This is a genomic window from Acidovorax sp. (assembly GCF_046294525.1).
Classification (GTDB): domain Bacteria; phylum Pseudomonadota; class Gammaproteobacteria; order Burkholderiales; family Burkholderiaceae_C; genus Acidovorax.
Window position 1 is genome coordinate 1 of sequence record NZ_JBKBKQ010000005.1, and the last position, 26,060, is coordinate 26,060.

The following is a 26,060-nucleotide window of genomic DNA, read 5'->3' on the forward strand; positions in this document are numbered from 1 at the left end:
GTTGCGACGAACTTCCACTTTGGCACTTTGATGCCGTTACCGCGAGGCCCCACCTTGCAATGTAGTCAGGGGCCTGCGCCATCAACGGCGGTGTAGGTGGAGACGTCCATGCCATCTGCACGAATCGAGCGGTAAGTGGGCGCTGCGGATCGGGATGGGCTGCAAGGCGACAAGCACAGCAATAGCCGTAGCTATTGCGAGCATTGGCAACGCGGCAGACCGCCCGAGGCCGCAGATGCCCACGGCGCGACGATTCGTGCAGAGGGTTACTTGGGGGTGCGCCGCCGATCAGGCACCCGGCGATGCGTCGCGCAGCGTGTCGAGCGGCAGGGCTGCCAGTTCCTGCAGCAGCGCGGCGAGTTGCGCGCTGGCAGCCTCCACCACCGCACGCCCCTTCTCGGCCGTGGCCGCAGCCGCGTTCCCCACGGCGCCGGCCGGGTGGTAGTCCTGCATCTGCCAGCCCAGCTTGGCGCTCTTGCCGTTGCCCAGAATGGCGTAGCGCTCCGACCGGTACTGCGAAGTGGAGCGGAAGTTTTGCGCATGCTCCATGCGCACGGTGCCGGGCGCCAGGTGCAACATCATCGATGTCTCGATCTCGCCCGCATGGATGCCAAAGCGGTGCTCCTCGGCGCTGAACTGGCCGGCCACAGAGTCGGGCAGCGGCAGGCTGAACCAGCTGGCGCTGTACACGAGCAGGCCGCAGCGCGTGCGCAGCTCGCGCGCCACGATGTCCATCACGCTCACCTGGCCGCCGTGGCCGTTCAAGAGCAGCAGCTTCTTGATGCCCGCGCGCGCCACGCATTCGCCGATCTCGGTCCACAGCGCGATCACCGTGGCGGGCGACAGCGTGAGCGTGCCGGGGTAGCGGATGTGCTCGGGGCTCAGGCCCACGTTCTGCGGGGGCAAAAACAGCACGGGCAGGTCGGCGGGCAGCTGCGGCAGCGCGACTTCGATCACGCCTTGCAGCAGCGTCGCATCCACCGACAGCGGAAGGTGCGGGCCATGCTGCTCCACGGCGGCCACGGGCAGCACGGCCACCACCTGGTCGGCCTGGCCGCTGGCCTGCAGCGCGGCAAAGTCGCGGGTGGACAGGTCGGCCCAAAAGCGCGAGGGCAGCGCAGGCGAGCTGGCAGGGGCAGGTGTGGCGGCGGTGATCATGCCCGCGATGGTAGCGGCGTGCGGGCCCCGGCTACCATCACCGCATGACCACCGACCTGTTCCGCCAAGACGCCTACCTGCGCGAATGCAGCGCCCACATCACCGCCATCAACGACACCGGCATCGTGCTGGACCAGACCGTGTTCTACCCCTTGGGCGGCGGCCAGGCCGGTGACAGCGGCGTGCTCGTGCTGGCCGACGGCAGCGAGATCACCATTGCCGACACGCGCAAGGGCAAGGACGCCGACGGCAACCCCACCAGCGACATCGTCCACGTTCCCGCGGCCGGCCAGGAAGACCGCGTGGCGCAGCTCGCGCCGGGCACGGCCGTCACCGCCCGCATCGACTGGGAGCGCCGCCACCGCATGATGCGCCTGCACACCACCAGCCACCTGCTGTGCCATGTGGTGCCGCAGCTGGTCAACGGCTGCTCCATCACGCCCGACTACGCGCGGCTGGACTTTGCGATGACCGACCCGCTGGACAAGGAACAGCTGAGTGCCGCCATCGCCACCTTGGTCGCCGCGGCGCACCCGCTCACCGTGGCCTCGATCAGCGACGAAGAACTGGACGCCAACCCCGCCCTGGTCAAGAGCATGAGCGTGCAGCCCCCGCGCGGCACGGGGCGCATCCGCACCATTCGCATCGGCGGCGAAGGCGATGCGCCGCTGATCGACCTGCAGCCCTGCGGGGGCACGCATGTGGCCAATACGGCAGAGATCGGCGGCATTGTCGTTACGAAGATTGAGAAGAAAAGCGCCACCACCCGCAGGGTGGTGCTGGGCTTTGCCCAGTGAGCGAAGCGAAAAGCGCTTTTCTTTGGGGCGGAGTCATTTGCACGCAGTGCAAGTGAGGCCGCACCGGAAGACGTGGTTCTGCCCCACCACCCGCAGGATCGTGCTGGGCTTTGCCCCGCTCGGACGCGCCACCCGTTGTTGTTGCATTGGCTTACCCCGGGCCGTCGGCAGCCCGGACAATAGCGGTCCGCAGCACTTCGCCCCCTGCCGGGGCGGCGCTGCAATGCGTTCCCTGATCCAAGCCGTTTCCATGCCGCCCTCGCTCTCCCGCCTGCGCAACGTTCCCGTTTTGCATCTCCTTGCTTCCCTGCGCCAGCGCCGCTGGTTTCGCCCCGCCGCCCGCGCACTGGCGGGGTTGCTGGGCGTGTGGCTGCTTGCCTGGGCGCTGGTGCCGTTGCTGGCCAAGGGGCCGCTGGAGCGCATGGCCAGCGCGCAGCTGGGCCGCGCGGTAACGGTGGGCGCGCTCGACTTTCGGCCGTGGAGCCTGGAGCTGACCCTGCGCGATGTGGTGGTGGCCGGTGCCGAAGGCGCGCCGCCGCAGCTGACCATTGCGCGCATCTATGCCGATGGCGAATTGCAGTCGCTGCTGCGCTGGGCCCCAGTGGTGGATGCGTTGCAGGTGGACGCGCCCCACCTGCGCCTGGCGCACCTGGGCGATGGCCGCTATGACGCGGACGACGTGCTGGCGCGCCTGGCGGCGCCCGCGCCCCAGCCCGACAACGGGCCTGCCCGGCTGGCGCTGTACAACCTGGCCCTGCATGGCGGGCAGGTGGACTTTGACGACCGCACGGTGAACGTGCGGCATGAGGTGCGCGGGCTGGACCTGACGGTGCCGTTCATCAGCACCCTGCCGTCGCAGCGCGAGGTGCAGGTGCGCCCCCACCTGGCATTCATACTCAACGGCAGCCGTTTTGACACCGCCGCTGAAGGCACGCCGTTTGCCCAGACGGGCGATGCCGATGCCCGGGTGCGCTGGGAAGGCCTGGACCTGCAGCCCTACCTGGCCTACCTGCCCGCCAGCGTGCCGGTCAAGCTGCGGTCGGCCACGCTGGACCTGGATGTGAAGGTGGACTTCCAGCAGCGCCCGCAGATGGCAGCAGCCTTCAGCGGCTGGGTGCAGGCCCGCCAAGTGAATCTGGCCGATTCGCAAGGACAGGATCTGCTCGCGCTGGACAGATTGCGCGTGGACATTGCCGACCTGCGCCCTCTGCACCGCAAAGTGCACCTGAGCAAAGTGGCGCTCTCCGGCGCGCACCTGCATGCCCGGCGCGATGCGGCTGGCAACCTGAACTGGGCGCAGCGGCTGGCACCAGCCGCTCCCACTGGCGCTGCGCCCTCCGCCCGGCCCACGCCCGCCTGGTCGGTGGCTGTGGACGAAGTGGCCGTGCAGGGCAGCACGCTGCACTGGGCCGACGCCACCACCCGCCCTGCCCTGCAGCTGCCGGTGCAGGTGGCGTCGCTGCAGCTGCGCCATCTGGCCTGGCCGCTGACACCCACCCCGGCCACGCTGCGCGGCGCGCTGGAGTTGCCGGGCGGCGGCCGCCTGGCGCTGGCCGGCAGCGGCACCGACCGGCAGGCCGAGCTGACGCTGACCGCCGACGCCCTGGACCTGGGCCTGGCCGCGCCCTACCTGGCCACGGTGCTGGAGCCCACTGTGGCCGGCCGGGTGAATGGCGCGCTGGGCCTGCGCTGGGTGGCCGAGGGGCGTGCAGGCGCAGGTGCTCCGGCACCGGCAGTGGCACCGTTGCCGGCCGCATCTGCCGCCACGTCCCCCACCGTGCAGGCCGCATCCGAGCCCGCCCCGCCCGCTACCGCCGAACCCTCCAACCCCGCCCAGCGCCCCGGCCTGACCTGGTTGGCAGGCCCGCTCACCATCGATCAGTTCGCCCTACGCCGGGGCCGCGACGTGCTGGCCGCCTGGGACCGGCTGGAGCTGGCCGGCCTAGCGATGGACCCCGCCCGCCGCACCGCTGCGCTGCAGCGCCTGGCCCTGGCCCAGCCCCGCGTGCAGGTGGAGCGCGATGCGCAGGGCCGCTGGATGGTGGAGCGTTGGCTGCGCGCTGCCGGACCCGCGCCCGCGCAACTCCCGCTAGCGCCCGACGCGGCGGCGCCCGTGGCCTCCGAAGCTTCCGCCACAGCCCTCCCGGCCGACGCGCCCTGGCAGTGGCGCATCGAGGATCTGGCCGTGCAAGGCGGCAGCGTGGCGCTGGCCGACCACAGCCAACCCCGCCCCGTGGCCGTGCAGCTGGCCGGCCTGACCCTGGCCGCGCGCAACCTGGCCAGCGACGGCGGCGCGCCCCAGGCCTTCAGCCTGTCCACCCGCATGGCCGCCCCAGGCCGTCCGGGACATGCAGGCGGTGCGGGCGAGCCCGGCCGGCTGGACTTTCAGGGCACGCTGGGACTGCAGCCGCTGGCGCTGGAAGGCCAGCTCAACGCCACGCGCCTGCCCCTGCAGGCCCTGGACGGCTACTTGGCCGGCCAGTGGTCCATCGAGGTTCTGCGGGCCGACGCCAGCTTCCGCGGCCAGGCCGCGTGGGCGCACACCGCCCAGGGCCCGCGCCTGCGCTTGCAGGGCGATGCCGCGCTGGACGACCTGCGCGCCCTCAGCACGGCCGCTTCCACCCCCAAGACCGCCGCGCAGGTGGACCAGGAGCTGCTGTCCTGGAAGAACCTGAGCCTGCGCGGCCTGAGCGTGGCCACCGCGCCCGGCACCGCCCCGCGCGTGGAGGTGCGCGAAACCAGCTTGTCCGACTTCTTTGCCCGCGTGACGGTGAACGAAGCTGGGCGCCTGAACCTGTCCGACATCGCCCAGCCCCCGGCGCAGGCCGCGGCCACGGCGGCAGCCCTTGCGGCAGCCCCGGCCTCCGCCCCCACACCCGCGCCTGCTCAGCCAGCCGTGCAGCCACCCGCCCCGTCCGACCCGCTGTCTCCCGTAGTGGCCTGGGGCCCAGTCAGCCTGGTCAACGGCAAGGTGCTGTTTTCGGACTTCTTCGTGCAGCCCAACTACACGGCCAACCTCAGCGAACTGACTGGCCGGCTGGGCGCTTTCCGCTCGGATGCGCCTCTGGCTGGCAACACGGGCGAGCCCGCCCTGGCCGACCTGGAGCTGCGCGGCCGCGCCGAAGGCTCCGCCGCGCTCGAAATCACCGGCCGGCTCAACCCGCTGGCGCGGACCCTGGCGCTCGACATCACCGGCAAGGTGCAGGGCCTGGAGCTGCCGCCGCTGTCGCCCTACGCGGTCAAGTACGCGGGCCATGGCATTGAGCGGGGCAAGCTCAGCATGGACGTGAACTACCAGGTGCTCCCGAATGGCCAGCTCACCGCCAGCAACCGGCTCGTGCTCAACCAGCTGACGTTTGGCGAACCGGTGGCGGGCGCCCCCGCCAGCCTGCCGGTGAAGCTGGCCGTGTCCCTGCTGGCCGACCGCAACGGTGTGATCGACCTGGAGTTGCCCATCAGCGGCTCGCTCAACGACCCGCAGTTCCGCCTGGGGCCGGTGATCGGCAAGCTGGTGCTCAACCTGATCGGCAAGGCGCTGACCTCGCCCTTCAGCCTGCTGGCGGGCGCGCTGGGCGGCAGCGACGCCGCGCTGGGCCATGTGGCGTTTGCGCCCGGCAGCGCCGTGCTGACCGACGAAGCGCGGCAGAACCTGGACAAGGTGGCGCAGGCCCTGGCAGAGCGCCCCAGCCTGCAGCTGACGGTGACCGGCACGGCCAGCGCGGCGCAGGAGCGCGAAGGCCTGCTGCGCGCGCGCCTGGCCCAGCAACTGCTTGCCGAAAAGCGCCGCGCCACGCCGGCCGACGCCACGCCCGTGCAGCCGCACGAGGTCCCCGCCCTGCTGCGCGCGGTGTACCGCCGCGCCGACATGCCCAAGCCGCGCAACCTGGTCGGGCTGGCCAAGGAGCTGAGCGAGCCGGAGATGGAGGCCCTGCTGCTGGCCCAGTTCAGCGCCACCGAGGCCCAGGCCGCCGAGCTGGCCGCGCAGCGCGCCCAGGCCGTGCGCGACTACCTCACGCAGCAACGCCAGCTGCCGGCCGAACGCCTGTTCGTGGCCGCGCCCAAGTCCGGCCCCCGCCCGGAGCCCTGGATGCCGCGCGCCGAGCTGAGCCTGGCCACGCGCTAAGAGCCGCCCCCGGCAGAAGGGGCACGGCCAGCGGGGGTTTGGCACCCCGCCGCACAATGGCGCACCCGGCGCCCTGCCGCGCGGGGCGCCGGAACCAACGGCGCCGCGCCCGCTCCCACACCGCAACCATGCCCATTCGCCTGCTCCGCCGCCTTGCGGCTACTCTTTTTTTGATAGCTGCCAGCGCTTTATGGACAAGCGCTAGCGCCCAATTTGGGACCAAATCTGGCGCTGCAGGCACCAACGTGGTCACCACACCCTACGTGCGGGCCGAACTGCTGGCCCATGCGCCCCAGGGCGTGGCCCCGGGCCAGCCGCTGTGGCTGGGCCTGCAAATCACCCACCAGCCCGAGTGGCACACCTACTGGAAGAACCCCGGCGACTCCGGCCTGCCCACCGACCTGGCCTGGACGCTGCCCGCCGGACTGGATGCGGGCGAGATCGCCTGGCCCCTGCCCAAGAAGATTCCCATCGGCACGCTGGCCAACTACGGCTATGAAGGCACGGTGCTGCTGCCAGTGCCGGTCACCGTAGCAAGCACCTACGCACCCGGGCCGCTGCCCAAGGAAGCCACCATCAAGCTGCACGCGTCCTGGCTGGTGTGCCGCAAGGAATGCATTCCCGAAGAAGGCGAGTTCACGCTGCAGCTGCCCATCCAGAGCACCACGGCGCTGCACGCCGCAGCCTTTGAAGCCGCCGCCAAGGCCCGCCCCCAGCCCCTGCTGGCAGGCACCAACGGCATCGTGCCCGACAGCGTGGCGCAGATTGCGGACGGCAATTTTCTCAACGTCAGCGTGCACGGCCTGCCCGTGGCGCTGCGTGGCCGGGCGCTGGACCTCTTCCCGGAAACCGCCGAGGTGATCAATAACGCCGCGCAGTGGAAGCAGGCCTGGAACGGCAGCGTGTGGACCGCGCAGATTCCGCTGGCCGACCAGCGCAGCGCCAGCCCCAGCCTGATGCCCGTGGTGCTGGCCGAACAAGCGCCTGCACATGCCACAGGCCCCGACACGCGCACCGGCTACCGGGCCGAGCTGAAAGTGCTGGGCACTTGGCCTCAAGCAGCTTCCATGGCCACCGTGTCGCCCGCACTCGAAGCCGCGCTCAAGGCCAACGCAGCGCAGGCAGCAGGCCCGGGGGCGTCGGGCACATCGGGTTCGGGCGCCTCGTCCCTCACCCTTGCCGCCGCGCTGCTGGGCGCCTTGCTCGGTGGCCTCATCCTCAACCTCATGCCCTGCGTGTTCCCGGTGCTGGCGATCAAGGTGGTGGGCTTTACCCAGCATGCGCAAAACCGGCGCACGCACCGCATCAGCGGCCTCGCCTACACAGCGGGCGTGGTGCTGTCGTTCATCGCCCTGGGCGCCCTCATGCTGGGCCTGCGTGCGGCGGGCGAGGCGGTGGGATGGGGCTTTCAGCTGCAGTCGCCCGCTGTGGTGGCATCGCTCGCGGCACTGTTCACGCTGATCGCGCTGAACCTCGCGGGCGTGTTCGAGTTCGGGCATTTCCTGCCCTCGTCGGTGGCCAGTCTGCAGGCGCGCCACCCGGTGGCCGACAGTTTTCTCACCGGCGTGCTGGCCGTGGCCGTGGCCTCGCCGTGCACGGCGCCGTTCATGGGCGCGTCCCTGGGCCTCACGGCCACGCTGCCTGCGCCGCAGGCGCTGGCCGTGTTTGCGGCGCTGGGCCTGGGGCTGGCACTGCCGTACCTGGCGGCCAGCTTCATCCCCGCCGTCGCCCGCGCCCTACCCCGCCCTGGCGCGTGGATGGACACCTTCCGCAAGCTCATGGCCTTCCCCATGCTGGCCACCGTGGTCTGGCTGGTGTGGGTGCTGGGCCAGCAAAGCGGCATCGACGGCGCGGGTGCGCTGCTGATCCTGCTCGTGGGCCTGTCGCTGGTGGTGTGGGCCCTGTCGCTGGCCGGGCGTGCGCGGGTGTGGATGGCCAGCGTGTCGCTGGCGGCCATGGCGTTGCTGGTGTGGGCCTTTGCGCCGCACATCACCAACCTGCCAGCCGAGCAGGCGGCCGCCACGTCCTCCACACAGGCGGGGGCGGTTGGCTGGCAGCCTTGGGCGCCGGGCGCCGCCGAGCAGATCGTGGCCAGCGGCCGCCCCGTGTTTGTGGACTTCACCGCCGCCTGGTGCGTGACCTGCCAGTACAACAAGAAGACCACGCTGGCCAACGCCGACGTGCTGGCCGACCTGCAGGCCAAGAACGTGGCCCTGCTGCGCGCCGACTGGACGCGCCGCGACCCTGCCATCACCGCGGCCCTGGCCGCGCTGGGCCGCAGCGGCGTGCCTGTGTATGTGTTCTACCAGGCCGGCAAGCCGCCCGTGGTGCTGACCGAGGTGCTGAGCGTGGACGAGGTGCGCGCCACGATTGCCCGGCTGTGAGTTGCTCCGTTTTCATCAACCCGCCAACCCTTCAGGAGACCCTGCCATGAAGCTGCTTCGCCGTACGTTGATTGCCACCGCTGCCCTGGTCGCGCTGGGTGCCCAGGCCGCCGCCACCGTGGGCCAGCCCGCGCCCGACTTCACGCTCAAGGACACCAGCGGAAAGACCGTGCGCCTGTCCGACTTCAAGGGCAAGCATGTGGTGCTGGAATGGACCAACCCCGGCTGCCCGTTTGTGCGCAAGCACTATGACAGCGGCAACATGCCCGCCACGCAAAAGGACGCCACCGGCAAAGGCGTGGTGTGGCTGGCCATCAACTCCACCGAAAAAGCCAGCAGCGACTACATGGAGCCCGCCAAGCTCATGGCCTGGAAAACCGAGCGCAAGTCCGCCCCCACCGCCGTGCTGATGGACGAGGAAGGCACCGTGGGCAAAAGCTACGGCGCGCGCACCACGCCGCACATGTACATCGTCAACCCGCAGGGCCAGCTGATCTACGCGGGCGGCATCGACAGCATTCCCTCGGCCCGCCCGGCCGACATCGAAAAGGCGACCAACTATGTGAAGGTGGGGCTGGGCGAGGCCCTGGCGGGCAAGCCCATCTCGGCCGCCACCACGCAGCCGTATGGCTGCAGCATCAAGTACAAGTCGCCGGCCTGAGAACGCGCACCGGGGCAAGCATCCGTACACTGTCCGCATGCTCCACACCCCCGACACCATCAGCACCCTGCGCCACGTGCTGACCCACTGCCGCACCCTTGCGGTGGTGGGCCTCTCGCCCCAGTGGCACCGCCCCAGTTACTTTGCCGCCAAGTACATGCAGGCACATGGCTACCGCATCGTGCCCGTGAACCCGCTGGTGGCGCGGGACGGCGGGAAGATCCTGGGCCAGACGGCCTACGCCAGCGTGACCGAGGCAGCTGCCGCCCTGGCCGCCCAGGGCCAGAAGATCGACCTGGTGGACTGCTTTCGCAAGAGCGAGGACATCCCCCCACTGGCCGACGAGGCCATCGCTATCGGCGCACGGTGCCTGTGGCTGCAACTGGGCGTGTTCAACGAGGCGGCCGGGCTGCGCGCCCAGGCGGCTGGCCTGCAAGTCATACAAAACCGCTGCGTGAAGATCGAGCATGCGCGCCTCTTTGGGGGCCTGGGCTGGATGGGCGTGAACACCAAGGTCATCAGCGCCAAGCGCCTGCGGCAACTGCCTTACTAGCAAATTCATAGCTGCCAGCGCTTATCCAGCAAGCGCTAGCGGCCTGTTTTATACAAAAACCATGTCCACAGACCCTTCCTCCGGCGCCGACCGCATGTTTGGCTTTGGCACCCGCGCCATCCACGCCGGAGCGCAGCCCGACCCCGTGACCGGCGCCCGCGCCACGCCCATCCACCAGACCACCAGCTTTGTGTTCGACAACGCCGAACACGCCAGCAGCCTGTTCAACCTGCAGACCTTTGGCAACGTCTACAGCCGCATCAGCAACCCCACGGTGGCAGTGCTGGAGGAGCGCATCGCGAGCCTGGAAAACGGCCGCGCCGCACTGGCCTGCGCCAGCGGCATGGCCGCGCAGATGGCGGCACTGCTGGCCATTTTGAAAACCGGCGACCACATCGTGGCCGCCAGCACGCTGTATGGCGGCACGGTGGGGCAGCTGGGCGTGGGCTTTGCGCGCCTGGGCATCGAGACCACGTTTGTGGACCCGGCCGACCCCGAGAACTTTGCACGCGCCATGCGCCCCACCACCCGCGCGGTGTATGGCGAGACCATCGGCAACCCGCTGGTGAACGTGCTCGACATCGCCGCCGTGGCCGACGTGGCGCATGCGCATGGCGTGCCGCTCATCATCGACAACACGGTGGCCAGCCCCTACCTGTGCAACCCGTTGCAGCTCGGCGCCGACGTCGTGGTGCACAGCGCCACCAAGTACATCGGGGGGCATGGCACCACGATGGGCGGGGTGGTGGTGGAGGGCGGCAAATTCCCATGGGACAACGGCAAATTCCCCGAGATGGTGGAGCCCAGCCGCGCCTACCACGGCGTGAAGTTCTACGAGACCTTTGGCGACTTCGGCTACACCATGAAGGCGCGCATGGAGGTCAACCGCACCTTCGGCGGCGTGCTCTCGCCCATGAACGCGTGGCAGCTGCTGCAGGGCGCCGAAACCCTGCACCTGCGCATGCGCGAGCACTGCCGCAACGCGCTGGCCGTGGCGAAGTTCTTGCAGAGCCACCCGCAGGTGGCGTGGGTCAACTATCCCGGTCTGACGGATTCGCCGTATTTCGCTCTCGCGCAAAAGCAGTTCCGCGCGGTGGATGGCACGCCGGGTGCCTCGGGCATCCTCACGTTTGGCGTGAAGGGCGGTGCGGCGGCGGGCGAGAAGTTCATCGACGCGTGCGAGTTCTTGAGCCACCTGGCCAACATCGGCGATGCGAAGACGCTGGTGATCCACCCCGCATCGACCACGCATCGCCAGCTGAACGAAGAAGAACTGGCCCGCGCAGGCGTGAGCGCAGACATGGTGCGGCTGTCGGTGGGCATCGAGGACCTGGACGACATCCTCTGGGACATCGACCAGGCGCTGGCGCGGACCTAAACCCAGCGCCGCACGTCCCGGCAGTAGTCCACGTACCGCTGCCCAAAGCGCGCAGCCAGCTTGCGTTCTTCGAGCGGGATATACCACCACTGCGCCAGCACGAAGAACAGCAGTACCAGGAGCCACGGCGACAGCGCGCCCAGCGCCAGCGCCACCCCAGCGAGGGCCAGCAGCATACCCAGGTACATGGGGTTGCGTGTGTAGGCAAACAGGCCCGCAGTGGTCAGCATGCCGGGCTCGCCAAAAGTGTTGATGTTGGTCCCGATGCGCTTGAAGAGGCCTGCGTGCCACTGGGCCATGGCAATGCCCACCAGCACGAGCATGCCCCCTGCCATCCACGCCAGCACGCGCACCTCGGCAGGCACCGCAGCCACCGGCCAAGTGCGCTGCAAAATCACCATCGCGCCCACGGACGCGAACCAGACCACGGGGGGCAGCAGCAAACGTTTCATTCAGGCTTCTCCTTGCACAATCAAGACAGGAGCCGCAGTCTGCCGACGACACTCCATGCTGGCGATAACCTGGGTTAACGGAGTCTTCCTTTTGCCAACCTTTGCCTACCATTCCTCCCGCGCGGTGCTGGAGCAGCTGGCGCAAGCCCCGCTGCCCGATTGGGAGATGCTGGCCCGCGTCACCACGGTGCGGCCGCTGCGGCGCGGCGAAGTGCTTTTCCACGCGGGCGAGGTTCAGCCCCGCGTGTTTGTAGTGAACGAAGGGCTCATCAAGATGGTGTACGAAACAGCGGACGGAGACACCTGGGTCAAGGGGTTTGTGCCCGCCGGCCTGTGCTTTGCCAGCCTCACTGCGCTGCAACCGGGCGGTGTGACCAGCTATACCGCTCTGGCCGAGGGCGGCCCCTGCATGGTGGAGCAGATCGACCACGCGGCGCTGGAAACGCTGGCCGCGCGCCACAGCCTGTGGCAGCGTGCGTTGAGCAACGCCTACCGCCTGTACGGCCAGCGCAAGGAACAGCGCGAGATGGAGCTACTCACCTTGTCGCCCGAAGAGCGCTACCGGCGCTTTCTGCAGCAGTACCCGCAGATCGCTGCCCAGGTGCGCCAGCGCGACATTGCAAGCTATGTGCGCGTGACACCAGTAGCACTCAGCCGCATCAAGGCGCGCGTGATACGTGGTGGGTGACGCGGCGCACACCGGCGCCACCCAGCGCAGGCCAGCCACGCAACGCAACGCTCACATATTAATAGCTAGCAGCGCTTGATCGATAAGCGCTAGACGCCAAAAATACATAAAAATCAGCTCCAGCACGTGCTCGCGCACGGCTCCGGCCGACGTGCGTGCTACCCCCGCCGCCGCGCCAACTCCGCCCCCACCGCAGCGTTCAACGTTTCCAGATCAAACGGCTTTTTCAGGATGGACTGAGCTCCCACCAGCCGCTCCACCTCGGCCATGTCGGCGTAGCCGGTGGCGACCAGCACGGGGATCTGCGGGTACAGGTCGCGGGCGGCGATGATGAATTCGGCGCCATTCATGCCGGGCATCAGGTAGTCGACCATGACGAGGTCGGGCTTGTTGCGGCGCAGTTCGCGCAGTCCGGCTTCGCCGTCGCAGGCCTCACGCACGCTGTATTTCAACAGGCGCAAGCCCTCGGCAATGCCTTGGCGCACGGCCTCGTCGTCTTCCACCACCAGCAGTTCCACGCGCTTTTCCCCGTGGCCGTTGGCGGCGCCGTTGCCATTGTTCGCCTGGCCTTGGGCAGTGTCCTGAGGGTCTTGCGCGACCTGCGGGAACTGGAGTGAAACCGTGGTGCCTTCGCCTTCCACGCTGTGGATCTCTGCGCTGCCGCCCGACTGACGCGCAAAGCCGTAGACCTGGCTCAGCCCCAGTCCCGTGCCCTCGCCGTCGCCCTTGGTGGTAAAGAAGGGATCGAACACTTTGGCCTGCAAAGCCTCGGGGATACCGCAGCCGGTGTCCTGCACGCTGATGTGCACGCGCGGCGCGCTGTGCCCGTCCGCCGGGGGCAACACCTTGGTACGGATGGTGAGCTGGCCGCCGTCGGGCATGGCGTCGCGCGAGTTGACGGCCATGTTGAGCAGCGCCATCTCCAGCTGCGCGCCATCCAGCAGCGCCCAGGCCTCGCCCTTGGCCAGCTCCATATGCACCTGCACTTTGGAGCCCACCGACACCTCGATCAGCTCGCGCAGGTTACTCACCAGAGCGTTCACGTCTTGCATGCGGGGCAACAAGCTTTGGGCGCGCGCAAACGACAGCAGCTGCGCGGTGAGCCGCGCGCCGCGGTCCACCGACTCCTTGGCGCGCCGAGCAAAGTCGGTGGTGCGGGCATCGGTGCCCAGGCGGGTGATGAGCTGCAGGTTCAGGCTCACCGCATGCAGCAGGTTGTTGAAGTCGTGCGCGATGCCGCCCGTGAGCCGCCCGATGGCTTCGAGCTTCTGGCTTTGCACCACCTTGTTCTGGATGCGCTCCTTTTCGGCGATCTCCCGCATCAGCAAATCGTTGGCGCCGGCCAGGTCGCTGGTGCGCTCGGCAATGCGGGTCTCCAACGCGGCATTGAGCTGCTCCACCGTCTGCTTGGCAGCCTCGATGTCGGCCAGGTGCCGGCGCGAAGCGTATTGCCGCGCGCGCGCTCGCAGGGCCGACTGCACGGCGCTCACCAGAGTTTCGGGGTGAACCGGCCGCTCCAGCAGCACGACGTTGCCCAGCGCCTGCAGAGACGCCGCAGCCTGGGCCGACCGGCGGCTGGCGCGGCGCGTGGTGAGCACCACGAACGGAAAATCAGACCATGCAGGCTGCTGCACCAAGTACTGCCGCAGGGCTTGGTCCAGGCCGCGGCCCAGCACTTCTTCCGTCACGATGGCAGTGGCGGCGGAGTTTTCCAGTTCGGCCAGCAGGCACGGGGCGTCGGGGCAGACCATGCTGCGAATGCTGGCCCCTTGCAGCACCGTTGCAATCACCTGCGCATCGCGGCCATGCGGCGCCAGGATCAGGACACGGCTTTCCATGCAACCCCTTCTTCAAACACCCGGGGCGAGGATGTCGCCATCGCCCAGCAGCGCCTGCCTCCCGGCGTAGTGCACCGCGCCGGCCAGAATGCCCTGGAAGTCGGTCAGCGGTTCACCGATCTCAACGCCCGACTGCCCCAGCCGGAACTCGCGAATGGTGGTCTCGTGCGGCAGTGTCCGGCTTTTAATGACTGCGATGGCTTTGCGCAAGGCCCCACCCGATTCGAAGTAGCGGTAGTACACCATCGCGTCGCTGAGATAGCTCAGGTCTATGTCCGTGCGGATCTCTCCCACCGTGCCGTGCAGCGAAAGAATGATCAATGTAATGACGCCCTGCTGGTTGAGGTAAGCCAGCAGCTCGTGCATCTGCAGCAGCAGGAACTGGCCGCCGGGCATGGCCTGCATGTACGAGTTCAGGCTGTCGATGACCACCAGTTTCACGCCTTCGCGCTCCACCGCGTCGCGCACCGCCTGCGCGAACTGTCCGGGCGAGACTTCGGCGGGGTCAAAAGAGCGCAGCAGCAGTTGCCCCGATGCGAGGTAGGGCTCAATGTCGAGACCCAGAGCCTGCGAGCGCTGGCGCAGCGTGTGCTTGCCCTCGTCAAACAGGTAGTACGCCACCCTCTGGCCGCGCTGAATGGCGGCCACGGCACAGCTGATGGTCGTGGTGGACTTGCCCACGCCGGCGGGCCCTGCAAATAGCAGGTTGCTGCCGGGTGTGAGCCCGCCGCCCAGCATGGCGTCGAACGCAGCGTTGCCGGTGGACAGGGGGCGCGGGTCGAAATCGCGGTGGTGTTCGCCCGCAGCGAGCCGAGGGAAGACGACGATGCCACCACGGTCCAGATCAAAGTCGTGGTCACCGCTGCGAAACCGCACGCCGCGCAGCTTGACCACACGCAGCGAGCGTTTGTCAGGACCATAGTCGTGCGCGTTCTGGTTCAAATGAATCACCCCGTGCGCAATGCTGTGCAGCTGCTGGTCGCCCTCGCCGGACGATTTATCGTCCAGCATCAGCACCGTGCAACCTCTCTGCGAGAAGAACCGCTTGAGCGCCAGGATCTGGCGACGGTAACGCAGCGGGCTTTGGGCGAGCATCCGGAGTTCGGAAAGGCTGTCGAACACCACCCTGTGGGGCTTGAGCTTGTCTACCAGCTGCATCACATCGCGCGTGGTTTCGCCCAGTTCGAACTCGGACGGATGCAGGATGGTCTGCTCGGCCTCTTCGCTCAGGCCCTCGTCACTGACCAGGTCGTACACCTCGATGCCGCTCAAAGTCCAGCCGTGCGACTGCGCGACCTGCGCAAGCTCTTCCGAAGTTTCTGACAAGGTGATGTACAGCCCGCGCTCGCCCTGGTCGCGACCTGCCAGCAGGAACTGCAGCGCCAGGGTGGTTTTGCCGGTGCCCGGACTGCCCTCGACCAGGTAAAGGTGCTGCGCAGACAGGCCGCCAAAGAGCACGTTGTCCAGTCCGCTGATGCCGGTGGAGGCAAGGGCCTGAGGCGGGTGTGCCGGCTCCTGCGGCATAGGGGGTTGGGGGGAAGTGTTTGGCAAGGGCGGTCCTTTCGGCGTTCGGCCCCTGGCGTGCAAGGGGCAGTGCGGGCATAAAGATATCCGAAGGGTCTCAGGAAAGAGGGGCGTGAAACCTTGCAGCAGCCCCGTGGAGGGAGCGCGGCAGCCGGTGGTCACGGCAGATATTTTTTATGCGGCGTATTAGTCTTGCCGAATTCTAGAAATCCGCGGCAGTCTGCAAGGTCAGCCGAGGCCGATGGATGTGTGGGCAACAGGTCCTACACACGCGGCCCGCATCGCAATGTGTGGTTTGCAGAGCCCGCTTCCCCTGTTGCATGAAGGGCAGAGGCTGGTTCAACGGCCGTTGTCCTGCATCACACCCAGTCGTCGCGACAGCGCCTGGCCCGCCTCGCAAAGCAGCCGAGCGGCATCGCTGCCAGGGCCTGTGCGCAGTGTGGCGCTGGGGCCGATCACCGCGATGCACAGCACCAGCTGCCCAAACCCGTCAAACACCGGCGTGGCCAGCGCGCTGATGCCGGGCAGGAGCTGGTCGGTCACCTCGCTGATCTGGTGCTGGCGCACCGACTCCAGCTCGGCCGCAAACGCGGGCTCATCCAGCGCACCCGCAAACCCTTCGGCCGCCAGCGCGGCGGCAGCGCGCTCGCGCGGGCCGAAGGCTGCAAACACCTTGCCCGTGGCCGTGTGCCGCACCGAGGCCGTGGTGCCGTGGCGCATGGCCACATACACGGCGGTGGGGCCTTCTTCTACACGGATGATGGTCGGGCCGTTGTCGCCCCAGACCGAGGCCGACACGGTGTAGCCAATGCGCTGGGCCAGCGCGGGCAGCTCGGCAATGGCCAGGCGCACCGGGTCCACCTGCTGCAGGCTGATCAGGCCCAGCTGCATGGCCAAGGGGCCCAGGCCGTAGTGGCCGCTCACGGCGTCCTGCTCGATGAGGCCCAGCTTGCCAAAGCTCACCAGGTAGGGGTGGGCCTTGGCCGCCGTCATGTCGGCCGCACGGGCCAGGTCCTTGAGTGCCATGCGCCGGCCGGTGCGTGCCAGCACCTTCAGCAGCTGGCCGCCCACCTCCACGCTCTGGATGCCGCGCGGGCTGCGGGGCGTGTCTTCATCGTCGGCGGGGGGCAGGTCGGGGGTCGTCGTGGGCATGGGGCGATTGTCCACGCAGCGCAGCATCCATACGCACTTCGGGTTTACACCTAAACAAATGCGTTAGACATTAACGAATTTGTTGCCTAACATCAACACATTCCGTTTAGATAAACGAATTCACCATTAACAAATCACCACCATGAGCACCGTCAAAAACTTTGCCTCCGCCGCCGACCTCGAAGTGAAGAAGGTGAGCTTCGACAAGCTCTCCGACCACGCCTATGCCTACACCGCCGAGGGCGACCCCAACACCGGCATCATCATTGGCGACGACGCGGTGATGGTCATCGACACCCAGGCCACGCCCGTGATGGCACAGGACGTGATCCGCCGCATCCGCGAGGTGACGGACAAGCCCATCAAGTACGTGCTGCTCTCCCACTACCACGCCGTGCGCGTGCTGGGGGCCAGCGCTTACGGTGCCGAGCACATCATTTCCAGCGAGGACACGCGCGACCTGATCGTGGAGCGCGGCCAGTTCGACAAGGACAGCGAGATCGGCCGCTTTCCGCGCCTGTTCCAGAACGTAGAGAGCGTGCCCGACGGCCTGACCTGGCCGACCATGACCTTCAACCAAAAGATGACCCTGTGGCTGGGCAAGCTGGAGGTGCAGATCCTGCAACTGGGCCGGGGCCACACCAAGGGCGACACGGTGGCCTGGCTGCCGCAGGAAAATATTTTGTTCAGCGGCGACCTTGTGGAGTTCGACGCCACGCCGTATGCGGGCGACGCGTATTTCCAGGACTGGCCGCAGACCCTGGACAACATCGCAGCCCTCCAGCCCGAAAAGCTGGTGCCCGGCCGGGGCGCCGCGCTGCAGACGCCTGAGCAGGTGCAGGCGGGCCTGGCGGGCACACGCGCCTTCATCAGCGACCTGTACGAGAGCGTGAAGGCCAGTGCGGCCAAAGGCGAAGACCTGCGCAAGGTGTACGAGGCCACGTTTGCCAAGCTGCAGCCCAAGTACGGCCACTGGGTGATCTTCAACCACTGCATGCCGTTTGACGTGACCCGTGCGTACGACGAGGCCACGCAATACCCCGACCCACGCATCTGGACCGCCGAGCGCGACATTCAAATGTGGAAAGCCCTGGAAGGCTAGGCCGCTGAGGTCGGAGGAGACACAACAATGAACCCCAGAGACATCCCCCCAGAGGCCTTCCACGCCAGCGGCGCCGAGGTGCAGGCCCTCGATTTTGGTTATGTACGCTCGCCCGACCAGGACCGCACCACGCCCGCGCAGCACCCCATCGTGGTCATTGGCGCGGGCCCCGTGGGCCTGTCGCTCGCCATCGACCTGGCCCAGCGCGGGCAGCGTGTGGTGGTGCTGGACAACGACCACAAGCTCTCCATCGGCTCGCGCGCCATCTGCTTTGCCAAGCGCACGCTGGAGATCTGGGACCGTCTGGGTGTGGGCCAGCGCATGGTGGACAAGGGCGTGTCGTGGAACCTGGGCAAGGTGTTCCTCAAAGACGAGCAGCTGTACGAATTCAACCTGCTGCCCGAAGAGGGCCACGAGCGCCCCGCCTTCATCAACCTGCAGCAGTATTACGCCGAGGCCTACCTGGTGGAGCGTGCGCTGCAGCTGCCGGGCATCGACATCCGCTGGCAAAACAAGGTCACTTCCGTGCAAAGCCGCGCGGACAGCGCGCTGCTGAGCATCGACACGCCCGAGGGCGCTTACCAGATCGACGCGCAATGGCTGGTGGCCTGCGATGGCGCGCGCTCGCCCACGCGGCAGATGCTGGGGCTGGAGAGCAAGGGGCGTATTTTTCAAGACCGCTTTTTGATCGCCGATGTGAAGCTGGCGGGCGATGCGGACTTCCCGACCGAGCGCTGGTTCTGGTTCGACCCGCCCTTCCACCCCGGCCAAAGCGTGCTGCTGCACCGCCAGCCCGACAACGTCTGGCGCATCGACTTCCAGCTGGGCTGGGACGCTGACCCCGAAGAAGAAAAGAAGCCCGAGAACATCATCCCGCGCGTGAAGGCGCTGCTGGGTGCGGATGCACAGTTTGAGCTGGACTGGGCGAGCGTCTACACCTTTGCCTGCCTGCGCATGGACCAGTTTGTGCACGGCCGCGTCATCTTTGCGGGGGACAGCGCGCATGGTGTGTCACCCTTCGGCGCCCGTGGCGCCAACAGCGGCGTGCAGGACGCCGAAAACCTGGCCTGGAAGCTGGACTGGGTTCTGAAGGGTCGCGCCAGCGCAGCGCTGGCGAGCACCTATGGCCCCGAGCGTGAATACGCGGCCGATGAGAACCTGTGCAACTCCACGCGCGCCACCGACTTCATCACGCCCAAGAGCGAGGTGAGCCGCCTGTTCCGCGACGCGGCACTGCACCTGGCGCGCGAACATGCGTTTGCAAGGCGCATCGTCAACAGCGGCCGCTTGTCGGTGCCTGCCACGCTGCACCAGTCGCCGCTGAACACGCCGGATACCGATCACTTCGCAGGCACCCAGGTGCCCGGTGCCGTGCTGCTGGATGCACCGTTGACGAAGCAGGGCCAGCCCACCTGGCTGCTGCGCGAGCTGGGGCCGGACTTCACGCTGCTGGTGTTTGGCCCGGCCCCAGCTTGGGCCCGTGACCTGCACGGTGTGAAGGTGCTGCAGATCGGCATCGACGTGATCGACCACCAGGCACTGGCCGCCCAGCGGCTGGATGCGCTGCCGCGCACCGTGTACCTGGTGCGGCCCGACCAGCACGTGTGCGCGCGCTGGCGCACGCCTACCGAAGTCGCCGTGCGCAGCGCACTGGCACGCGCCACGGTCGCAGCCGCCTGACGAGGAAGACGACAAGGAACATGCCCATGCTGAACACCCAACCCAACCTGCAGGCCTGCGACGACTTTTATGAAGCGCTGATTGCGGCGCACCAGGGCTTGTCCACGCCCGAGAGCCACGCCATGAACGCACGCCTGGTGCTGCTGCTGGCCAACCACATCGGCGACCAGGCCACGCTGCAGCACGCGCTGCAGCTGGCGCGCGGCAGTGCCGTGCCCACGGCCGACCGGCGCACCACCCCGGCGATCACGCCGGTGGTGCCCACCCACGCGGTGGCGGCCTAGCCCGTCCCTTCTGCAATCACCACGACAGCACCGCGCAGACGGTGCGGGGTCCGACTCGACTTGAACTTTCACAACCACGGAGACAACACCACCATGCAGCGCAAACATTTCCTCACCACCCTGGCCGGGCTGGCCCTGGCCACCGCCCTCCCCCTGGCCCATGCCCAGGACACCAAACCGCTCGAATGGGTGGTGGGCTACGCCGCTGGCGGCGGCTCGGACATCGTGGCGCGCACGATTGCCGAATCGATGTCGGCCACGCTGGGCCGCCCCATCGTCATCAACAACAAGCCCGGCGCGGGCACCAACATCGCCGCTGAATACAGCGCGCGCAACAAGGACTACGGCAACCTCATTTTCTCGGCCGACTTCGCCACGCTGGCGGCCAACCCGTTTTTGCTCAGCAAGCTGAGCTACAACGCCGAGAAGGACTTCCAGCCCGTGGGCCTGCTGGTGCGCTTTCCGATGTTCCTGGTGGTGTCCAACAACGTGCCCGCCAAGAACTTGAAGGAGTTCATGGCCTGGGCCAAAGGGATGCCCGATGGGGTGAACTGGGCGTCCGCCGGGCCGGGCAGCCCGCACCACCTGGTGGGCGAGCTGTTCCGCGAACAGAGCGGACTCAAGCTCACGCATGTGCCGTATCGCGGCGCAGCACCGGCCATCCAGGATGTAATCGGCGGCCAGGTGCCCGCGATGTGGATCGACAGCGCCACGGTGTACCCGTTCCTCGCGGGCAACAAGGTGCGCGCGATTGGCGTGGCCAGCCCTCAGCGGGTAGCCACCATGCCGGATGTGCCCACGATTTCCGAACAGGGACTGCAAGGGTTTGAAGGCTTTGCCTGGCAAGGCCTGGTCGTGCCCACGGGCGCACCGGCCGATGTGGCGGCCAGCTTCAGCAAGGCGCTGCAGACAGCGTTGGCGGACACGCGCACCAAGGCCCGCCTGCAGGCCCTGGGCGTGGAGCCCATGCCCGGCACCGCTGCCCAGATGGGCAGTTTTGCGCGCGCCGAGCGCGAGAAGTGGGGCCGCGTGATCACCAAGGTGGGGGTGAAGCTGGACTGACAGCTGCGCGCTGCGCGGGGCGGCACCGCCCGCCTGCCCAGCGCGCACTCACTCACTTCTTGCGGTCGAGGGCCGGGCCGCCGTGCCCACTCTCGCTCGAATTGCGCAGCGACAGCAGGATGGAGCCGGCGATCAGCGTGGCCGTCACCAGCAATGCATAGCCGATCGGGATCTTCACCAAGTCGATGAGCAGCATCTTGCTGCCAATGAACACCAGCACCAGCGCCAGGCCGTAGGCGAGCAGGTGGAAGCGGCTGGCCAAGTCCGCCAGCAGAAAGTACAGCGCCCGCAGACCCAGGATGGCGAAGATGTTGGCCGTGAGAACGATGAACGGGTCGGTGGTGATTGCAAAGATCGCCGGGATGCTGTCCACCGCAAAGATGATGTCGGTGGTGCCGATCAACACCAGCACCGCGAACAGGGGCGTGAAATGCTTGACGCCATTGACCATGGTGGAGAGCTTCTCCCCGTCAAACTGGTCGGTGATGCGGATGCGCTTCTTCAAGAACTTCAGCACGGGGTTGGACGAAATCTCCGGCTCCTGCCCGGCCGCAAACCACATCTTCACGCCGGTGACGATCAGGAAGGCGCCAAACACGTACAGCAGCCAGTGGAAGGTGGCCAGCAACCAGGCGCCTGCCAGGATCAGCAGTGTGCGCAGCACGATGGCGCCGATGATGCCGATGATGAGGGCGCGCTTCTGGTACTGCGGCGGCACGGCAAAGTAGCTGAACAGCATCAGAAAGACAAAGATGTTGTCCACCGACAGGCTCTTTTCCACCAGATAGCCGGTGATGAACTGCATGGACACCGTGTTCGCCACCTCGCGCCCCTGGCTGCCGTCCAGATACCACCACAGGATGGCCACAAACACAAAGGCCAGCGAGAACCACATCAGGCTCCAGTTCAGGGCCTCCTTCATCGTGACCCGGTGCGCGCCCTGGCGCTCCATGACCAGCAGGTCGATGGCGATGGCCACCACCACAAAGACGGCAAACCCCGTCCACATCCACCAAGTGCCTATCGTTTCCATGCTGCTTGCTCCCTAATTTGAAACACCGTGGCCGGTGTCCATCCGGCCGAAGCCCCGCACTGTAGGGACGCGAGCGATTCTTAAAAACCTGCCTTATTGGTAGGATGGGTTCGGTTTTTACGAACTGATCTTAAAAAATGCGCATGCTGCACTGAGGACCCGATGAGCCAGAGCTTCAACTACCGCCATCTTTTTTACTTCTGGGTGGTGGCCAAGGAAGGGGGCATCGCCCGGGCCGCCGAGCGGCTGGACATGGCGGTGCAGACCATCAGCGCCCAGGTGCGCGAGCTGGAAAAATCCCTGGGCGTGACGCTGCTGCGCACGGAAGGGCGCAGCCTGGTGCTGACGGAGGCCGGTGTGGCCGCGCTGCACGAGGCCGACCACATCTTTGCCCTGGGCGAGCAGCTGCCGCACCGCGTGCGCGAGGCCGCGTCGGGCCAGACCGTGCGGCTGAGTCTGGGCATTTCGGACGGCATTGCCAAGCTGGCCATGCACCGGCTGCTGACGCCCGTACTGGGCGAGCCCCACCTGCGCCTGCTGTGCCACGAGGGCGAGTTCCAGCCCCTGCTGGCCGAGCTGGCGCTGCACAAGCTGGACGCCGTACTGGCCGACCGGCCCGCGCCGCCCAACCCAGCCCTCAAGACGACGAGCGAGCTGCTGGGCACGAGCCCCCTGGCCTGGTACGCGCCGCCTGCATGGGCCGCCGCGGCCGCTCAGGGGTTTCCGCGCAGCCTGGCCAGCGTGCCGGTGCTGCTGCCCACCGACCACGCCGCCATGCGCGCGCGCATCGACCAGTGGCTGGAGCGCGAGCGCATCCGCCCGCACATCGCCGGCGAGTTTGAAGACAGCGCGCTGCTGAGTACGTTTGCGTCCACCGGCATGGGCGTGATGCCCGCGCCCGTGTCGCTGGGCGCGCACCTGGCGCAGACGCACGGACTGGTGCAGGTGGGCACCACACCGGACGTGCAGGAGCAGTTTCACCTGATCTACAACGCGCGCAAGGTGATGCACCCGCTGCTGACGCGGCTGCTGGAGGCGGGCAAGGGTGGAATGCTTCTGAATTGATAGCTGTTAGCGCTTACCCATCAAGCGCTAGAGGCCAAAATCACTCAAAATTCCGTCGGACAACCGGTATCTGGCCCGGCACGGCTTGATCCGGCTACCGTTTTAGCGGCCGGGCATGTCCTTGACTGAATAACCCAGGCTCACGGTCGCATCGTCGGGGATGGCGGGCATGGACGCATTCCACGCCTCCCACGCGGCGCGCATGGCCTGCAGGCGTTCGGGCTCCAGGGGCGCGCGGTTGGCGCGCTCACGTTCGTCGTCGGCCAGGTTGAACAGGTAATCGTTGCCATCCACCCGCAGGTACTTCCACACGCCCTGGCGCATGGCACGCTGGCCCCGGTGGTTCATGCGCCAGAACAGCGGGGGCTCGTCGTGCAGGCTGGCATCGCGCAGCAGCGGCATCAGCGATCGGCCGTCCAGCGGGTAGTCCGCATGCGCGGCGGCGCCTGCTGCGTCGAGCATGGTGGTGGACCAGTCCATGGTCATGCAGGTCTGCGCGCTCACGCCGCCCGGCGCAATCACCGCAGGCCAGTGGGCGATCCAGGGCACGCGGATGCCGCCTTCGGTCAGGTCCATCTTGCCGCCCACCAGCGGCCAGTTGTCCGAGAAGCGCTCGCCACCGTTGTCGCTGGTGAACACCACCAGCGTATCGCGCGCCAGGCCCTTTGCCTCCAGCAGCGCCATGATGCGGCCGATGCCCTCGTCCATGTGGTGGATCATGCGGCGGTAGGTCTCGATGTTGCCGCCGTGCAGGTGGAACAGGTTGCCCTTGACTTCCTGCGCCAGCGCCTCGTCGTCGCGGGTCTCCCAGGGCCAGTGGGGCGCGGTGTAGTGCAGGCTCAGGAAGAACGGCGTGCCGGCCTGTGCGCCCGGCGCCATGCGCTGCACATAGTCGAGCGCGTGGTCGGTGATGAGGTCAGTCAGGTAGCCGTCCTGCTGCTGTTCTTCCTCGCCCAGGTACAGGTCGTGCGCGCCGTTGGAACTGCAGTGGGTGAAGTAGTCCACCCCGCCCGACATGGGTCCAAAGAACTCTTCGTAACCCGAGCGCAGCGGCCCGAACGCGGGCGGGTAGCCCAGGTGCCACTTGCCCATCAGTGCCGTGCGGTAACCCGATGCGCGCAGTAGCGACGGCAGCGTGGGGTGCTCGGGCGGCAGGCCCAGCGTGGTGCTGCCCCGGCTCTTGCTGTTGATGGGCTCCTCGGCCGCGCCGCGCAGGCGGTACTGGTAGCGCGCCGTCATCAGCGCGAAACGTGTGGGCGAGCAGACGGGCGAATTGGAATAGCCCTGCGTGAGCTTGAGGCCGTTGGCCGCCAGCTGGTCGAGCACCGGCGACACTGGGCCAAAGGCCGCTTCGCGGCCGCCATAGCAGCCCAGGTCGGCATAGCCGAGGTCGTCGGCAACGATGAAGATGATGTTGGGGCGGGTGGTCATGGCTTGAAGCCCGAGCGCTGTACGACGGGTGCCCATTGCGCGCGGTAGGCCTTGAGCATGGCTTCGGTCTGCGCCATGGTCGCCACCACGGGCTCCATCTTGGCGGTTGCGAACTTGCGCTGGGTGTCGGGGTCCTTCATCACCTCATGGATCAGGCTGGCCAGACGCTCGGCCTGCGCCTTGGGCATGCTCATGGGCGCAAAGAAGGTGTTCCAGCCAGTGGCGGCCAGGTCCATGCCAGCTTCCTTGAAGGTGGGAATCTGGGGCGCCAGCGCGCTGCGCTTGGCGCTCGACACGGCCAGGATGCGGATCTTGCCGGCTTCGTGCTGGGGCAGCAGGGTGTCAAACGTATCGAACGCCACAGGCACCTGGCCGCCCAGCAGGTCGTTGAGCAGGGGGGCCGAGCCCCGGTAGCCCACCACCTCGGCGCGCACCTTGGCGGCGTCGCCCACCATCAGGCCAAAAAAGTGCGGCAGGCTGCCGGTGGCAGGTACGCCGAAGTTGGCCTTGTCCGGGTTGGCCTTGAGCCAGGCCATCAGGTGCGGCAGCTCCTTGACCGGCACGGCACTGGCCACGGCCACGCCAAATTCGTAGCTGTTGACGTGGCTCACAGGGCGAAAGTCGCGCTCGGGGTCATAGCCCGCATCGGGGAACACCAGCGGCGCCACCAGCATCACGGCGGGGTTGGCCAGCAGCAATGTGGGCTGGTTGGCGGGCGCGGCTTTGACAGCCTGGGCCGACAGGCGGCCGCCCGCGCCGGTCTTGTTCTCCACGATCACGGGCGTGCCAAGCTTGGCGCCCAGCTTGTCGGCCACGATACGGGCCACGCGGTCGGTTGCGCCGCCGGGGGCGTAGCCCACCACGATGCGCAGCGGGGTGTCCTGCGCCTGGGCCAGGGTGGCGCACAGGGCCAGCATGGCGGTCAGGACAGACGTGGCAAAGGATTTCCACATGATCGGTTTCTCCTGGGTGGACAGAGGGACCCGGCCGCGGGGCTGCCCGGGTTGATGGCCGCAATGTATTGGCCACACAATCAATTGATCTAATCAATCATTGCCCGGAAATACCCTGATGCCCGCGCCAGCACCGGCCCCCAACCCGCCCGCCGCGCCCGGCGAGCGGCTGACCCACCCGCAGGCCGCCAACGACCTGCTGATGTACCGCCTCAACCGCCTGTTGGCGGTGGCGGGCAGTCTCGTAGTGCGGCTGTGTGAAGGCGGCTACGGCATCACCCGCCGCGAGTGGGGGCTGCTGCTGATGCTGTCGCACCACCCCGGCATGCCCCCGGCCGAGCTGGCCCAGCGCCTGGGACTGGACCGGGCCCGCACCTCGCGCGCCATCACCTCGCTGCTGGCCAAGAAGCTCATCACGCGCGATGCCATGCCCGGCGACCGGCGCCAAGCAGTGCTGAGCCTCACATCTGCCGGCCAGGCGTTGCATGGGGATTTGTTCCCGCAGGTGAAAGCGCTCAACCAGGACTTGCTCGCAGGCCTGGATGCCGAGGCCGTGCGCACACTGGACCAGGCGCTGGCCGACATGCAGCGGCGCGCCGAGGCGCTGGTCACAACCCGCACCGACGTGCCGCGCACCTACCGCTTGCGCGGTGGGCGGCACATGGATGCAGGGGCTTAGTCCGCACGTTGCCCCGGCGCGGACATCCGGCGATATCCTCCCCACACACCTGGCCTGCAGCCG

The 26,060-nt window shown here is 67.7% G+C and carries 21 protein-coding genes; 13 read left to right on the forward strand and 8 right to left on the reverse strand.

Annotated elements, in window-relative coordinates; translation table 11 throughout:
* Nucleotides 1–288: 288 nt before the first annotated feature.
* Nucleotides 289–1,158 carry a creatininase family protein gene (locus tag ACK4HJ_RS07170; RefSeq protein WP_409829280.1) on the reverse strand — a complete coding sequence of 290 codons (870 nt, stop codon included), beginning with the start codon at nt 1,156–1,158 and terminating at the stop codon, nt 289–291.
* Between the two features lie 44 nt (nt 1,159–1,202).
* Here ACK4HJ_RS07170 and ACK4HJ_RS07175 point away from each other — a divergent pair, with 44 nt between their 5' ends.
* From ACK4HJ_RS07175 to ACK4HJ_RS07200, 6 genes are all read left to right on the forward strand, one after another.
* Nucleotides 1,203–1,955, forward strand: a complete 753-nt coding sequence (locus ACK4HJ_RS07175; RefSeq protein WP_409829283.1) for an alanyl-tRNA editing protein — start codon at nt 1,203–1,205, stop codon at nt 1,953–1,955.
* Nucleotides 1,956–2,205: 250 nt separating this feature from the next.
* On the forward strand, nt 2,206–6,078 hold the full coding sequence (locus ACK4HJ_RS07180; protein ID WP_409829285.1) for a DUF748 domain-containing protein: 3,873 nt from the start codon (nt 2,206–2,208) through the stop codon (nt 6,076–6,078).
* A gap of 128 nt (nt 6,079–6,206) precedes the next feature.
* Nucleotides 6,207–8,462: a protein-disulfide reductase DsbD family protein gene (locus ACK4HJ_RS07185; protein WP_409829288.1), complete on the forward strand. Its 2,256-nt coding sequence runs from the start codon at nt 6,207–6,209 to the stop codon at nt 8,460–8,462.
* A gap of 46 nt (nt 8,463–8,508) precedes the next feature.
* Entirely contained in the window at nt 8,509–9,123 is a 615-nt protein-coding gene (locus ACK4HJ_RS07190; protein ID WP_409829290.1) for a thioredoxin family protein, read from the forward strand.
* A 37-nt stretch (nt 9,124–9,160) separates the two neighbouring features.
* Nucleotides 9,161–9,676, forward strand: coding sequence for a CoA-binding protein (locus tag ACK4HJ_RS07195; RefSeq protein ID WP_409829293.1), 516 nt, complete (start codon nt 9,161–9,163; stop codon nt 9,674–9,676).
* 61 nt (nt 9,677–9,737) lie between these two features.
* Nucleotides 9,738–11,054: an O-acetylhomoserine aminocarboxypropyltransferase/cysteine synthase family protein gene (locus ACK4HJ_RS07200; RefSeq protein WP_409829295.1), complete on the forward strand. Its 1,317-nt coding sequence runs from the start codon at nt 9,738–9,740 to the stop codon at nt 11,052–11,054.
* Here ACK4HJ_RS07200 and ACK4HJ_RS07205 read toward each other — a convergent pair.
* Nucleotides 11,051–11,506, reverse strand: coding sequence for a methyltransferase family protein (locus ACK4HJ_RS07205; protein ID WP_409829298.1), 456 nt, complete (start codon nt 11,504–11,506; stop codon nt 11,051–11,053). The genes ACK4HJ_RS07200 and ACK4HJ_RS07205 overlap by 4 nt on opposite strands.
* A gap of 91 nt (nt 11,507–11,597) precedes the next feature.
* On the opposite strand from ACK4HJ_RS07205, the gene ACK4HJ_RS07210 reads away from it, so the two are divergent.
* Nucleotides 11,598–12,194 carry a Crp/Fnr family transcriptional regulator gene (locus tag ACK4HJ_RS07210; protein WP_409829301.1) on the forward strand — a complete coding sequence of 199 codons (597 nt, stop codon included), beginning with the start codon at nt 11,598–11,600 and terminating at the stop codon, nt 12,192–12,194.
* Between the two features lie 158 nt (nt 12,195–12,352).
* Here the strand turns inward: ACK4HJ_RS07210 and ACK4HJ_RS07215 are convergent, their stop codons facing one another.
* The 3 genes from ACK4HJ_RS07215 to ACK4HJ_RS07225 form a co-directional block, all read right to left on the reverse strand.
* Complete coding sequence (locus ACK4HJ_RS07215; protein ID WP_409829303.1) at nt 12,353–14,032, reverse strand: response regulator; 1,680 nt, start codon at nt 14,030–14,032, stop codon at nt 12,353–12,355.
* A 12-nt stretch (nt 14,033–14,044) separates the two neighbouring features.
* Entirely contained in the window at nt 14,045–15,556 is a 1,512-nt protein-coding gene (locus ACK4HJ_RS07220) for an ATPase domain-containing protein (RefSeq protein ID WP_409829708.1), read from the reverse strand.
* A gap of 339 nt (nt 15,557–15,895) precedes the next feature.
* Entirely contained in the window at nt 15,896–16,708 is an 813-nt protein-coding gene (locus tag ACK4HJ_RS07225) for an IclR family transcriptional regulator (RefSeq protein WP_409829305.1), read from the reverse strand.
* 142 nt (nt 16,709–16,850) lie between these two features.
* Here ACK4HJ_RS07225 and ACK4HJ_RS07230 point away from each other — a divergent pair, with 142 nt between their 5' ends.
* The 4 genes from ACK4HJ_RS07230 to ACK4HJ_RS07245 all read left to right on the forward strand — a co-directional run bounded on the left by ACK4HJ_RS07230 (nt 16,851) and on the right by ACK4HJ_RS07245 (nt 20,836).
* On the forward strand, nt 16,851–17,810 hold the full coding sequence (locus ACK4HJ_RS07230; protein WP_409829308.1) for an MBL fold metallo-hydrolase: 960 nt from the start codon (nt 16,851–16,853) through the stop codon (nt 17,808–17,810).
* Between the two features lie 27 nt (nt 17,811–17,837).
* Nucleotides 17,838–19,490: an FAD-dependent oxidoreductase gene (locus ACK4HJ_RS07235; protein ID WP_409829311.1), complete on the forward strand. Its 1,653-nt coding sequence runs from the start codon at nt 17,838–17,840 to the stop codon at nt 19,488–19,490.
* A gap of 26 nt (nt 19,491–19,516) precedes the next feature.
* Nucleotides 19,517–19,774, forward strand: a complete 258-nt coding sequence (locus tag ACK4HJ_RS07240) for a DUF2783 domain-containing protein (protein WP_015015947.1) — start codon at nt 19,517–19,519, stop codon at nt 19,772–19,774.
* A gap of 93 nt (nt 19,775–19,867) precedes the next feature.
* Nucleotides 19,868–20,836, forward strand: a complete 969-nt coding sequence (locus ACK4HJ_RS07245; RefSeq protein WP_409829314.1) for a Bug family tripartite tricarboxylate transporter substrate binding protein — start codon at nt 19,868–19,870, stop codon at nt 20,834–20,836.
* A 52-nt stretch (nt 20,837–20,888) separates the two neighbouring features.
* Here the strand turns inward: ACK4HJ_RS07245 and ACK4HJ_RS07250 are convergent, their stop codons facing one another.
* Nucleotides 20,889–21,869 carry a TerC family protein gene (locus ACK4HJ_RS07250; RefSeq protein ID WP_409829317.1) on the reverse strand — a complete coding sequence of 327 codons (981 nt, stop codon included), beginning with the start codon at nt 21,867–21,869 and terminating at the stop codon, nt 20,889–20,891.
* 162 nt (nt 21,870–22,031) lie between these two features.
* Between ACK4HJ_RS07250 and ACK4HJ_RS07255 the strand changes: the two genes are divergently transcribed.
* Nucleotides 22,032–22,934 carry a LysR family transcriptional regulator gene (locus ACK4HJ_RS07255; protein ID WP_409829319.1) on the forward strand — a complete coding sequence of 301 codons (903 nt, stop codon included), beginning with the start codon at nt 22,032–22,034 and terminating at the stop codon, nt 22,932–22,934.
* Between the two features lie 102 nt (nt 22,935–23,036).
* Here ACK4HJ_RS07255 and ACK4HJ_RS07260 read toward each other — a convergent pair whose 3' ends face one another.
* Both ACK4HJ_RS07260 and ACK4HJ_RS07265 read right to left on the reverse strand, forming a co-directional pair.
* The gene (locus ACK4HJ_RS07260) at nt 23,037–24,365 is read right to left on the reverse strand and encodes a sulfatase (protein ID WP_409829322.1); all 1,329 of its coding nucleotides are present in this window, start codon (nt 24,363–24,365) and stop codon (nt 23,037–23,039) included.
* A complete protein-coding gene (locus ACK4HJ_RS07265) occupies nt 24,362–25,282 on the reverse strand; it encodes a Bug family tripartite tricarboxylate transporter substrate binding protein (RefSeq protein ID WP_409829711.1) in 921 nt (306 codons plus the stop codon). Before ACK4HJ_RS07265 ends, ACK4HJ_RS07260 begins: the two co-directional genes overlap by 4 nt.
* Nucleotides 25,283–25,436: 154 nt before the next feature.
* Here ACK4HJ_RS07265 and ACK4HJ_RS07270 point away from each other — a divergent pair, with 154 nt between their 5' ends.
* Complete coding sequence (locus ACK4HJ_RS07270; protein ID WP_409829325.1) at nt 25,437–25,997, forward strand: MarR family winged helix-turn-helix transcriptional regulator; 561 nt, start codon at nt 25,437–25,439, stop codon at nt 25,995–25,997.
* The last annotated feature ends 63 nt before the right edge of the window (nt 25,998–26,060 follow it).

What these genes read in the sequence shown, in the direction of transcription:
- ACK4HJ_RS07240 (WP_015015947.1), top strand. Translation starts at nt 19,517, where the DNA reads ATGCTGAACACCCAACCCAACCTGCAGGCCTGCGACGACTTTTATGAA.
- ACK4HJ_RS07220 (WP_409829708.1), bottom strand. Translation starts at nt 15,556, where the DNA reads ATGCCGCAGGAGCCGGCACACCCGCCTCAGGCCCTTGCCTCCACCGGC.
- ACK4HJ_RS07265 (WP_409829711.1), bottom strand. Translation starts at nt 25,282, where the DNA reads ATGCTGGCCCTGTGCGCCACCCTGGCCCAGGCGCAGGACACCCCGCTG.
- ACK4HJ_RS07250 (WP_409829317.1), bottom strand. Translation starts at nt 21,869, where the DNA reads ATGGAAACGATAGGCACTTGGTGGATGTGGACGGGGTTTGCCGTCTTT.
- ACK4HJ_RS07195 (WP_409829293.1), top strand. Translation starts at nt 9,161, where the DNA reads ATGCTCCACACCCCCGACACCATCAGCACCCTGCGCCACGTGCTGACC.
- ACK4HJ_RS07245 (WP_409829314.1), top strand. Translation starts at nt 19,868, where the DNA reads ATGCAGCGCAAACATTTCCTCACCACCCTGGCCGGGCTGGCCCTGGCC.
- ACK4HJ_RS07180 (WP_409829285.1), top strand. Translation starts at nt 2,206, where the DNA reads ATGCCGCCCTCGCTCTCCCGCCTGCGCAACGTTCCCGTTTTGCATCTC.
- ACK4HJ_RS07190 (WP_409829290.1), top strand. Translation starts at nt 8,509, where the DNA reads ATGAAGCTGCTTCGCCGTACGTTGATTGCCACCGCTGCCCTGGTCGCG.
- ACK4HJ_RS07235 (WP_409829311.1), top strand. Translation starts at nt 17,838, where the DNA reads ATGAACCCCAGAGACATCCCCCCAGAGGCCTTCCACGCCAGCGGCGCC.
- ACK4HJ_RS07270 (WP_409829325.1), top strand. Translation starts at nt 25,437, where the DNA reads ATGCCCGCGCCAGCACCGGCCCCCAACCCGCCCGCCGCGCCCGGCGAG.
- ACK4HJ_RS07200 (WP_409829295.1), top strand. Translation starts at nt 9,738, where the DNA reads ATGTCCACAGACCCTTCCTCCGGCGCCGACCGCATGTTTGGCTTTGGC.
- ACK4HJ_RS07185 (WP_409829288.1), top strand. Translation starts at nt 6,207, where the DNA reads ATGCCCATTCGCCTGCTCCGCCGCCTTGCGGCTACTCTTTTTTTGATA.
- ACK4HJ_RS07215 (WP_409829303.1), bottom strand. Translation starts at nt 14,032, where the DNA reads ATGGAAAGCCGTGTCCTGATCCTGGCGCCGCATGGCCGCGATGCGCAG.
- ACK4HJ_RS07230 (WP_409829308.1), top strand. Translation starts at nt 16,851, where the DNA reads ATGAGCACCGTCAAAAACTTTGCCTCCGCCGCCGACCTCGAAGTGAAG.
- ACK4HJ_RS07205 (WP_409829298.1), bottom strand. Translation starts at nt 11,506, where the DNA reads ATGAAACGTTTGCTGCTGCCCCCCGTGGTCTGGTTCGCGTCCGTGGGC.
- ACK4HJ_RS07225 (WP_409829305.1), bottom strand. Translation starts at nt 16,708, where the DNA reads ATGCCCACGACGACCCCCGACCTGCCCCCCGCCGACGATGAAGACACG.
- ACK4HJ_RS07175 (WP_409829283.1), top strand. Translation starts at nt 1,203, where the DNA reads ATGACCACCGACCTGTTCCGCCAAGACGCCTACCTGCGCGAATGCAGC.
- ACK4HJ_RS07260 (WP_409829322.1), bottom strand. Translation starts at nt 24,365, where the DNA reads ATGACCACCCGCCCCAACATCATCTTCATCGTTGCCGACGACCTCGGC.
- ACK4HJ_RS07255 (WP_409829319.1), top strand. Translation starts at nt 22,032, where the DNA reads ATGAGCCAGAGCTTCAACTACCGCCATCTTTTTTACTTCTGGGTGGTG.
- ACK4HJ_RS07170 (WP_409829280.1), bottom strand. Translation starts at nt 1,158, where the DNA reads ATGATCACCGCCGCCACACCTGCCCCTGCCAGCTCGCCTGCGCTGCCC.